7 protein-coding genes and 1 pseudogene are annotated in these 10137 nt (G+C 73.3%); 4 read left to right on the top strand and 4 right to left on the bottom strand.

Going from position 1 to position 10137, the window contains the following annotated elements:
- Positions 1-45 precede the first annotated feature (45 nt).
- From P3X83_RS05380 to P3X83_RS05395, 4 genes and pseudogenes are all read right to left on the bottom strand, one after another.
- Positions 46-312 (bottom strand): annotated as a pseudogene (locus tag P3X83_RS05380) (serine hydrolase); the annotation flags it as partial.
- A 66-nt stretch (positions 313-378) separates the two neighbouring features.
- Complete coding sequence (gene murQ, locus P3X83_RS05385; protein WP_277303732.1) at positions 379-1302, bottom strand: N-acetylmuramic acid 6-phosphate etherase; 924 nt, start codon at positions 1300-1302, stop codon at positions 379-381.
- Positions 1303-1392: 90 nt separating this feature from the next.
- Positions 1393-2256, bottom strand: coding sequence for a GNAT family N-acetyltransferase (locus tag P3X83_RS05390; protein WP_277303733.1), 864 nt, complete (start codon positions 2254-2256; stop codon positions 1393-1395).
- A gap of 178 nt (positions 2257-2434) precedes the next feature.
- Positions 2435-3697 (bottom strand): hypothetical protein, encoded by a 1263-nt coding sequence (locus tag P3X83_RS05395; protein ID WP_277303734.1) that lies wholly within the window; start codon positions 3695-3697, stop codon positions 2435-2437.
- 229 nt (positions 3698-3926) lie between these two features.
- Here P3X83_RS05395 and fdh point away from each other — a divergent pair, with 229 nt between their 5' ends.
- From fdh to selA, 4 genes are read left to right on the top strand one after another with little or no spacing between them, the layout of a single operon-like run.
- Positions 3927-7100 (top strand): formate dehydrogenase, encoded by a 3174-nt coding sequence (gene fdh / locus P3X83_RS05400; RefSeq protein ID WP_277303735.1) that lies wholly within the window; start codon positions 3927-3929, stop codon positions 7098-7100.
- A gap of 4 nt (positions 7101-7104) precedes the next feature.
- The gene (locus P3X83_RS05405; protein WP_277303744.1) at positions 7105-7866 is read left to right on the top strand and encodes a 4Fe-4S dicluster domain-containing protein; all 762 of its coding nucleotides are present in this window, start codon (positions 7105-7107) and stop codon (positions 7864-7866) included.
- On the top strand, positions 7863-8795 hold the full coding sequence (gene nrfD, locus P3X83_RS05410) for an NrfD/PsrC family molybdoenzyme membrane anchor subunit (RefSeq protein ID WP_277303736.1): 933 nt from the start codon (positions 7863-7865) through the stop codon (positions 8793-8795). The genes P3X83_RS05405 and nrfD overlap by 4 nt, the downstream gene beginning before the upstream one ends.
- 48 nt (positions 8796-8843) lie before the next feature.
- Positions 8844-10127 (top strand): L-seryl-tRNA(Sec) selenium transferase, encoded by a 1284-nt coding sequence (gene selA, locus P3X83_RS05415; protein ID WP_277303737.1) that lies wholly within the window; start codon positions 8844-8846, stop codon positions 10125-10127.
- Positions 10128-10137: the final 10 nt, after the last annotated feature.

The raw sequence follows: 10137 nt of genomic DNA on the forward strand, positions 1-10137 counted from the left end.
GGGGTGGACGTTGTTGGTGAGCAGCACCACGGTCAGTGCGCGTTCCCGGTCCACGACCAGCGAGGTGCCGATGAAGCCGGAGTGCCCGAACGCGCAGGGCAGCGGGCCGCTCACGGCGGGGTCGCCGATCCGCAGTCCCAGGTCCTGGCGGAACCCCGCGCCGTCGATCCCCTGGTCGCCGAGCATCTCGGCGGCGCTCGCCGGGCTCAGGACCGGCTCCCCGCCGGTGCGCACGGTCTCGCCCAGGCGGAGTACGTCGGCGGCGGTGGAGAAGATCCCGGCGTGCCCGGCGACGCCACCGCGCCCGCGCAGACGTCCGGGACCGCCACCGCCAAGATCCCGGCCGGCGCGCGATCAGGAGGGCGATCAGGAAGGCGATCAGGAAGGTCGGACATGGTCGGCCTCGGCGGGCAGCACCGCGTCCAGCCGGTCGTCGTGCATCGCCAGCAGAACCCGCGCCGCGCCCGCGTCGAGGCCGTGCCCGATCATCACCACCGCGGTCTTCACGTCCCATCCGGCCGACTCGACGGCGGTGCGCGCCACCTCGGGGTCGGCCCCGGTGATGTCCGCGACCATCCGCACCGCCCGGTCGGCGAGCTTGGCGTTCATCGCGGACACCTCGATCATCCGGTTGCCGTATGTCCGGCCCAGCTTGACCATCACGATCGTGGAGATCATGTTGAGCACCAGCTTCTGCGCGGTGCCCGCCTTCAGCCGGGTGGATCCGGCCACCACCTCGGGTCCGACGACGACCTCGATCGGGTGCTCGGCCGCCGCCGTCAGCGGCGTGGCGGTGTTGCACGACAGGGCGACGGTGAGCGCCCCGCGCCGGGCCGCCTCGGCGAGCGCGCCCAGCACGAACGGCGCGCGCCCGCTGGCCGACACCCCGACCACCGAGTCCAGCGGGCCCAGGCCGAGCGCGGCGATGGCCTCCGCTCCCCCCTCGTGATCGTCCTCCGCCCCCTCCACCGAGCGGGTCAGCGCGGCCGGTCCCCCGGCGATGACGCCGCGGACCAGGTCCGGGTCGGTGCCGAAGGTCGGCGGGCACTCAGAGGCGTCCAGCACGGCGAGCCGTCCCGATGTTCCGGCGCCCACGTAGACCAGCCGCCCGCCGCGCCGCATGCGCCCGGCGACGGCGTCGATCGCCGCGGTGATGGCGGGCACGGCCTCGGCGACCGCCGCGGGCACCGTGGCGTCCGCCCCGTTCATCAGCCGGACGACCTCCGCCGTGGGCAGGCGGTCGATCCGCCGGTAACGGGGATCGCTCTGCTCGGTGGACAGTCCGGCAAGTGGCTCAGTCATGGCATCCCAGGTCGCTAATTTTCATCAAGGGATTCCATTATGCAAAATAGCTTCGTCGCCCGGCCCGGCCGGATGCCTTTCCGCGCCACATCACCGCAGGTCACGGCGATACAGCCAGAAGACCCGCTCGACCCGGGCGCCGACCGCCCTGGCATAGAAGCGCAGCGGACCCACCCACGCGATCTGCGCGGCCGTCAGCCCGGAGTCACGCTGCTCGGCCAGGCAGCGGCGCAGCAGGACCCGGCCGACCCCGAGGCCGCGCGCGGCGGCGGCCGTACCGGTCGGGCCGAACCACGAGGGACGCGAGCCCCAGACCGCGAAGCCGATCACCTCATCGCCCCGGACGGCGTAGTGGCAGCCCGTGGCGTGCTCGGCCTCCCAGGCCCAGGTCTCCTTCCAGTGCTCGCGCGCGAAGGCGACCACCTGGGCGCGCTCACCGGGCGCGGCGGAGCGCACGGTCACGCCGGCCTCCGCCAGGCGCGCCAGCTCGGCCTCGACGCCGAGATCCGCGGCGAGATCGGCGGTCATGTTCCAGGCCGCGTGGTAGCGCTCGTAGCCAAGGCTCTCGGCCAGGCACACGGCGGGGGTGGCGCGCACGTCGATGCCGGGCCAGGCATAGCAGGGCGGGTTCCCGGCGAAGCGCCCCTGCTCTGCCCCGTGGTCGCGCAGCCACTCCTCGGCCGCGCGCACCAGGCGCGTGCCCAGGCCGCGCCCCCTGGCCTCCGGACGCACCCCGATCAGGTCGATGTGCCCGACGGTGGGATCCTTCCCGGACAGGGAGGCGAACACCAGCCCGTCGTCGGAGGCGAGCGAGGTCCACACCCGGCCGGACGGCGGCGCGGACAACCGCGCGACCAGCGCGTGCGCGTCGTGCGCGTCGGCCGGGTCGAAGTCGAGCGCCACGGCGGCCACCTCGGCCAGCGCGCCGAGGTCGCCGGACGGACGAACGGTCATCCCGGGCACCCCTCCCCGAGTCATCGCGAACGCGCCCGGTCACCCCGGGGGCCGCGCCGAGCGCGGAACGCCCCCGTCCCGGCGAACCCGCCGCCCGCGCTCTGGTTCGACAGCCCCACCATACCCAGCCGCCGCCCTTCCCGATCAAGGAGCGAGGCGGCCGGACGGCCGGGCGGTCTCAGTGCCTGCCCGAACCGTTCACGGTGAGGATGGGCTCCGGGGTGACTATCGCGGGGAAGGTGCCGGTGTCGATGATGCCGTGCTCGTTGTAGGCGGCCTCGATCAGCGCGTGGGCCCTGGGCTCCAGCTTCCACAGGGCGCGCCACTCGCGGGCCGTGGCGACCGAGATGTCGGTCTCGGCGGCGATGTCGGCGGCCCGGGGGACGTACTTGCGCTCGATCTGCTCGTCCCAGTAGCGGCGGGCGGCGCGCATCAGCGCGGCCCGCTGGGCGGTGTCCACCGGCTGCTGCGGCCCGGTGTCCTCCACCATCTCGAACTCCTGGTCCTCGTCCTCGTCGATCTGCGGCGGGGTGCCCACCGAGACGGTTCCCGCGGCGGGCGAGGCGGGCAGCGCGTGCGCGACCGGCTCGGGGCGCTCGGGCTCCCACGGCACCCTCGGCTTCAGGTCGATCAGGCCGTTGGTGTTGTACAGCGCGCCGATCTGCGAGAGCAGCGCCTCCTGGCGGACCGGGTCGACGGCCAGGCCGGTGTGCTCCACGGCGCGGTCCATGGCCTGGTCGAGCTTGGCCAGCGCCTGGCGCATCTTGCGGTCTGAGGCGCCGGACTCGCGCAGCGCGCGGGCCCGCTTGGCGGCGAGTGCGACCCGGGTCAGCCTGCGGTGCGCGTCGACCTCGCTGGCGGTGCGGTCGCTGACCTCGGCCAGGCCGATCCGCACCATGATCCGCTCGGGGGTGAGCCGCCAGTTGATCTTGCCGCGTCCGGTGATCCGGTGCCGCTCGATCGCCATCCCGCGCTCCCAGAGCCAGGCGGCGACCAGCGGGGCCGCGAGCCTGAAGACCGCCTCGGGGAGGCTCCGCGCGTCCATGCTGGACAGGACCGCCGTGAGACCGGTGAGCGCCCACACCGCGACCCCGTCGATCCCGGCGGAGAAGTTCTCGCGCATGTTGCGGCGGGCGCGGACCGCGCTGGTGATGACCGCGACCTCGATGAAGGCGAAGAGCAGCATGCGCAGCGGGCCGTCGAAGCCCAGGACGTCGCCCGAGAAGCGCCACATGCCCTGCGCGGACACGCCCGTCGCGATGCAGGCGGCCACGATCGTCAGGATGTCCTCGACGGGACGGGGGGCCACGAAGCGGTTGAAGAGCTGCGCCCCGGTGCGCGCGCCGGCGCGCAGGGCCAGGCTGGCCACGACGAGCAGGGCCAGGGAGATGACGCATATGACGACGGTTCCGACCGGGTTTTCCGCCGCGAAGGTGGTCATTTCATCGATGGAGGGCATCAGTCACTGTCCGTCAGTCTCGTTGTCCGAGTGTATATCCAAGCGATCATGCCAGAAGGTCATGATTTTGTAGGCGGAAACGGGAGTTCACTCGACAGATTGACGAGCTGGAACCCCGCTTGTGCGACCGTACAGGCCTTCTACGACGTATGAGACTACTGGTACGCGGGCACGGGGGCATAAGGGCCTGTATTCCGGGCACAGCCCAGACATGGGACTTGGTGACCTGATCGGCCGCTGGCCGGTGATCCGCCAGCTCCGCGGCCAGGACGGCCGCGGCGCCGCGGCGCGCTCACCGCGCACGGACGCGCTGCGCCCGCGCACCGCCGAGGCCGACTCGGTCGCCCGCTCCGTGTGCCCCTACTGCGCGGTCGGCTGCGGCCAGCTCGTCTACGTCAAGGACGGCAAGGTCACCCAGATCGAAGGCGACCCCGACTCCCCCATCTCGCGCGGGCGGCTCTGCCCCAAGGGATCGGCGAGCAAGCAGCTCGTCACACACGAGGGACGGCAGACCACGGTCCTCTACCGCAGGCCGTACGCCAAGGACTGGGAGAGCCTCGACCTGGACACCGCGATGCGCATGATCGCGGACCGGGTGACGGCCACCAGGCGCGAGAACTGGCAGGAGACGCACGAGGGCAAGGTCGTGCGGCGCACCCTGGGCTTCGCCGGCCTGGGCGGTGCGACGCTCGACAACGAAGAGAACTACCTGATGAAGAAGCTGTACACCGCCCTCGGCGCGATCCAGGTGGAGAACCAGGCGCGCATTTGACACTCCGCCACCGTCCCCGGTCTGGGGGCCAGCTTCGGCCGCGGCGGCGCGACCAACTTCCAGCAGGACCTGGTCAACAGCGACTGCATCGTGATCCAGGGCTCCAACATGGCCGAGTGCCATCCGGTGGGGTTCCAGTGGGTCATGGAGGCCAAGGCGCGCGGCGCCAGGGTGATCCACGTGGATCCGCGCTACACGCGGACCAGCGCGATGGCCGACACCCATCTGCCCATCCGCGCGGGCAGCGACATCGTGCTGCTCGGCGCGCTGATCAACCACGTGCTGCGGGGCGGGCACGACTTCCGTGACTACGTGCTGGCCTACACCAACGCGGCCACCATCGTGTCCGAGGACTTCCGCGACACCGAGGACCTGGACGGCCTGTTCTCCGGCTTCCATCCGGAGACCCGCACCTACGACCCGCGGACCTGGGCCTACCAGTCGGGATCGCCCGACCGGGAGCGGGAGGAACAGGCAAGGGAAGGCGAGATCCACGCCACCGTCGCGGGCGCCGACCAGTACGGCTCCGGCGGCCCCTCGGCGCACCCGGCGCCGCGCACCGACCCCACCCTGAACGACCCGCAGTGCGTCTACCAGATCCTGTCGCGGCACTTCGCCCGCTACACCCCGAAGCTGGTGGAGGAGCTGTGCGGCATCTCCCGGGCCGACTTCCGGTTCCTCGCCGACTCGATCACCGCCAACAGCGGCCGGGAGCGCACCACCGCGTGGGTCTACTCGGTCGGCTGGACCCAGCACACCGTGGGCGCGCAGTTCATCCGGGCGGCGTCCATCCTGCAACTGCTGCTCGGCAACATCGGCAGGCCGGGCGGCGGCATCCTGGCGCTGCGCGGCCACGCCAGCATCCAGGGCTCGACGGACATCCCCACGCTGTTCAACATCCTGCCGGGCTACCTGCCGATGCCGCACGCGCTGCTGCACGAGAACCTCGACGACTACCTCGGCTACGCCGCGGGCGACACCGGCTTCTGGGGCAACAAGCGCTCCTACATGGTGAGCCTGCTGAAGGCGTGGTGGGGCGACTCGGCCACCGAGGAGAACGACTTCCGGTTCGGCTACCTGCCGCGCATCACCGGCGACCACGGCACCTACGCCACCGTGTTCGGGCAGATCGACGGCACTGTGAAGGGCTACTTCGTGGTCGGCGAGAACCCGGCGGTCGGCTCCTCCGGCGGGCACGCCCAGCGGCTCGGCCTGGCGAACCTGGACTGGCTGGTGGTCAGGGACCTGCTGCCCGTGGAGACCGCGACGTTCTGGAAGGACGGCCCGGAGCTGGAGACCGGCGAGCTGCGCACCGAGGAGATCGGCACCGAGGTGTTCTTCCTGCCCGCGGCCTCGCACGTGGAGAAGGAGGGCACCTTCACCCAGACCCAGCGGCTGCTGCAGTGGCGGGAGAAGGCCGTGGAGCCGCCCGGCGACTGCCGCAGCGACCTGTGGTTCTACTACCACCTGGGGCGGCTGCTGCGCGAGCGGGCCTCCGACGGGGAGATGGACGCGCCGCTGCGAGACCTCACCTGGGACTACCCGGTGAGCGGGCCGCACGACGACCCGTCGGCCGAGGCCGTGCTGCGCGAGATCAACGGCACCGGCCCGGACGGCAGAGCGGTGTCGTCGTACCTGGACCTGGCCCCCGACGGCTCCACCCGCTGCGGCTGCTGGATCTACTCGGGCGTCTACGCCGACGAGGTCAACCAGGCGGCGCGCCGCAGGCCGGGCTCGGAGCAGTCGTTGGTCGCGCCCGAGTGGGGCTGGGCCTGGCCGATGAACCGGCGCATCCTGTACAACCGCGCCTCCGCCGACCCGGACGGCCGCCCCTGGAGCGAGCGCAAGGCGTACCTGCGCTGGAACCCGGACCAGGGCGAGTGGACCGGCCCCGACGTGCCCGACTTCGAGGTGCGCAAGCCGCCGGACTACGTGCCCCCGCCGGGGGCCACCGCGCAGGCGGCGCTCGCGGGCGACTCGCCGTTCATCATGCAGACCGACGGCAAGGGCTGGCTGTTCGCCCCGTCGGGCCTGGCCGACGGGCCGCTGCCGGCCCACTACGAACCGGACGAGTCCCCGGTGCCCAACACCCTGTACGGCACGCGCGCCAACCCGGCCAGGAAGATCTACGACCGTCCCGAGAACCCGTCCAACTCCGGCAGGTTCCCGTACGTGCTCACCACCTACCGGCTGACCGAGCACCACACCGCCGGCGGCATGAGCCGGTCCCTGTCCCACCTGGCCGAGCTGCAGCCGGAGATGTTCTGCGAGGTGTCCCCGCAGCTCGCCGACGAGCTGGGCCTGGTCAACGGCGGCTGGGCGACCGTCATCACCAGCCGGGCGGCGATCGAGGCCCGGGTGCTGGTCAGCGAGCGGCTGCGGCCGCTGAAGGTGGCCGGGCGGCCGGTCCACCAGATCGGCATGCCGTACCACTGGGGCTGGGCGGGTGGCGGGCTGGTCACCGGCGACGCGGCCAACGACCTGCTCCCGATCGTCCTCGACCCCAACGTCTACATCCAGGAGAGCAAGGCCACGACCTGCGACGTGCTGCCCGGACGCCGGCCGAGAGGCCCGGCGCTGATCGCCCTGATCGAGGAGTACCGGCGTGACTGAGCGGATGGGGTTCTTCACCGACACCAGCGTGTGCATCGGCTGCAAGGCCTGCGAGGTGGCGTGCAAGGAGTGGAATGACGTGCCGGAGGACGGGTTCGTGTTCCGGGCGACCTCCTACGACAACACCGGCGGGCTCGGCGCGAGCACCTGGCGGCACGTGGCCTTCATAGAGGACTTCACCCGCCGCGACGACAAGTGGCTGATGGCCTCCGACGTCTGCAAGCACTGCACGCACGCCGCCTGCCTCGACGTGTGCCCGACCGGTGCGCTGTTCCGCACCGAGTTCGACACAGTGGTGGTGCAGTCCGACGTGTGCAACGGATGCGGGTACTGCGTCCCGGCCTGCCCGTACGGGGTGATCGACCGCAGGGAGAGCGACGGCCGGGCCTGGAAGTGCACCCTGTGCTACGACCGGCTGCGCGGCGGGCTGGAGCCCGCGTGCGCCAAGGCGTGCCCGACCGACTCGATCCAGTTCGGCCCGCTGGACGAGCTGCGCGAGCGGGCCCAGGAGCGGGTCGAGTCGCTGCGCGCGCAGGGGCGCACCGAGGCCCGGCTGTACGGCGAAAGCCCCGACGACGGCGTGGGCGGGGACGGCGCGTTCTTCCTCCTGCTGGACGAGCCGGAGGTGTACGGCCTGCCGCCCGACCCCGTGGTGACGACCAGGGACCTGGTGTCGATGTGGAAATGGGCCGGGGCGGCGGCGCTGTCGATGGCCGCCACCTGCGCCGTGTCGCTCCTCGCCACGGGCCGGAGGTCGTCCCGGTGACCCGTGAGCGGGCGATGGTGCCCGATCCGGAGTTCCGTTCCTACTACGGTCAGCCGATCATCAAGCCGCCCATCTGGCATGAGCCCCACATGCCCGTCTACCTCTACCTGGGCGGCCTGTCGGGCGCGTCGTCGCTGCTTGCGGCGACCTGCGAGCTGGCGGGCCGGCCCCGGCTCGCCGCCCCCGCCAAGATCACCGCCGCGCTGGCGGGCACGGCGGGCGCCGGTTTCCTGGTCGCCGAGCTGGGCCGCCCGGAGCGCTTCCTGAACATGCTGCGGGTGTTCAAGCCCAGCTCGCCGATGAGCGTCGGCTCGTGGATCCTCGCCGCGCAGAGCGGGCTGGCCGCCGTCGCGGCGGGCTCGGAGGTCACCGGCCTGCTGCCGGTCGTCGGGAACGCCGCCGGGCTGACCACGGGGATCACCGGGCCGCTGATGGCGACGTACACGGCGGTGCTGGTCGCCGACACCGCCGTGCCGTCCTGGCACGCGGGGCACCGCGAGCTGCCCTTCCTGTTCGCGGGCAGCGCGCTGGCCAGCGCGGCCGCGGTGGCCATGGTCGTCGCTCCCCCGGACCAGGCGGGGCCCGCCAGGGGCGTGGCGATCCTGGGCGCGGCGGTGGAGACGGCGGCGGGCGAGGTCATGGAGCGCCGTCTGGGGCTGCTGGCCGAGCCGTACCGGATCGGGTCGGCGGGCAGGCTGATGCGCGCCGCCAGGGCGCTGACCGTGGGGGGCGGGCTGCTCGCGGCGGTGGCGGGGTTCAGCTCCCGCCGCGCCCCGGCGGTGCTGTCGGCCGCCGCGCTGACGGCGGGCGCCCTGTGCACCCGCTTCGCGGTGCTGCGGGCGGGCCGGACGGCGGCCATGGATCCCAAGTACACCGTGGTCCCGCAGCGCGAGGGCCTCGAAAGGCGCCGCCGCGACGCCGCCGGGTGAGCGTCCGGTCCACGGCGAGGGCGGCCCGCGTCGCTATGGTTGGGAGACATGGATCACCGCAGGCTGGTACCCAGGACCGACGTCGTCCTGGGCGATCCGCGGCTCGCGGCCGCGTGCGCCGCGTTCGGCAGGGCGCAGGTAAAGGCGGCCGTCGCCAAGGCCCAGCGGCGGGCCAGGGCCGGTGAGATCGAGCCGGAGGGCGTCGTCGCGGCCACGCTGGAGGCGCTGCGCCCGGCGGCCCCGATGCGGCCCGTGATCAACGCCACCGGCGTGCTGCTGCACACCAACCTCGGCCGCGCGCCGCTCGCGGAGGCGGCGATCGAGGCCGTGGCCGCCGCGGCGGGGGCCGCCGACGTGGAGTTCGACCTGACCACCGGTGAGCGCGCGCGGCGCGGGCGCAGCGCCCTGGCGGCGCTGGCCGCCGCCGTCCCCGAGGCCGGTGACGTACACGTGGTCAACAACAACGCCGCCGCCCTGGCGCTGGCGGCGGCCGCGCTCGCCTCCGGGGGCCGGGAGATCGTGGTCAGCCGGGGCGAGCTCGTCGAGATCGGCGACGGGTTCCGCATTCCCGAGCTGCTGGAGTCCACCGGGGCGCGGCTGCGCGAGGTCGGCGCGACCAACCGCACCACCCGCGACGACTACGCCTCGGCCGTCGGCCCGGACACCGCCTTCGTGCTCAAGGTGCACCAGTCCAACTTCCGGATCGAGGGGTTCACCGGATCCGTCGGCGTCGCGCGGCTGCGCGGCCTCGGCGTGCCTGTGGTCGCCGACGTCGGCTCCGGGCTGCTGGCCCCCGAGCCGCTGCTGCCCGGCGAGCCCTCGGTGCGGCAGGCGCTGCGCGAGGGCGCCGACCTGGTGACGGCCAGCGGCGACAAGCTGCTCGGCGGCCCGCAGGCGGGCCTGCTGTTCGGCGGCGCGGAGCTGATCGGCGCGCTGCGCCGGCATCCGCTGGCGCGGGCGCTGCGGGTGGACAAGCTCACCCTGGCCGCGCTCACGGCCACCCTGCACGCCCCCGAGACCCCCGTCGGCCGCGCGCTGCGCGTGTCCGCCGGGGCGCTGGAGGAGCGCGCCCGGATGATCGCCGGGCGGGTCGCCCGCGCCGACGCCGTGGTCGAGCCGGTGTCGGCCACGGTGGGCGCGGGCGGGGCGCCGGGCGTCCGGCTGCCCAGCGCGGCGGTGAGCCTGCCCGCGCGGTTCGCCGCGGCGCTACGGACCGGCGACCCGCCCGTGGTCGGGCGCGTCGAGGACGGCCGGCTGCTGCTCGACCTGCGCGCGGTCCCGCCGTCCCGCGACGGCGAGCTGTGCAAGGCGATCGGCGCGCTCGGCGAGTGACCTCATCCGA

Source organism: Spongiactinospora sp. TRM90649, assembly GCF_029382225.1.
In the GTDB taxonomy this organism is placed as follows: Bacteria; Actinomycetota; Actinomycetes; order Streptosporangiales; family Streptosporangiaceae; genus Spongiactinospora.

Coding starts and splice junctions, on each gene's coding strand:
- P3X83_RS05405 (WP_277303744.1), top strand. CDS start 7,105: ATGGGGTTCTTCACCGACACCAGCGTGTGCATCGGCTGCAAGGCCTGC.
- murQ (WP_277303732.1), bottom strand. CDS start 1,302: ATGACTGAGCCACTTGCCGGACTGTCCACCGAGCAGAGCGATCCCCGT.
- P3X83_RS05390 (WP_277303733.1), bottom strand. CDS start 2,256: ATGACCGTTCGTCCGTCCGGCGACCTCGGCGCGCTGGCCGAGGTGGCC.
- P3X83_RS05395 (WP_277303734.1), bottom strand. CDS start 3,697: ATGACCACCTTCGCGGCGGAAAACCCGGTCGGAACCGTCGTCATATGC.
- selA (WP_277303737.1), top strand. CDS start 8,844: ATGGATCACCGCAGGCTGGTACCCAGGACCGACGTCGTCCTGGGCGAT.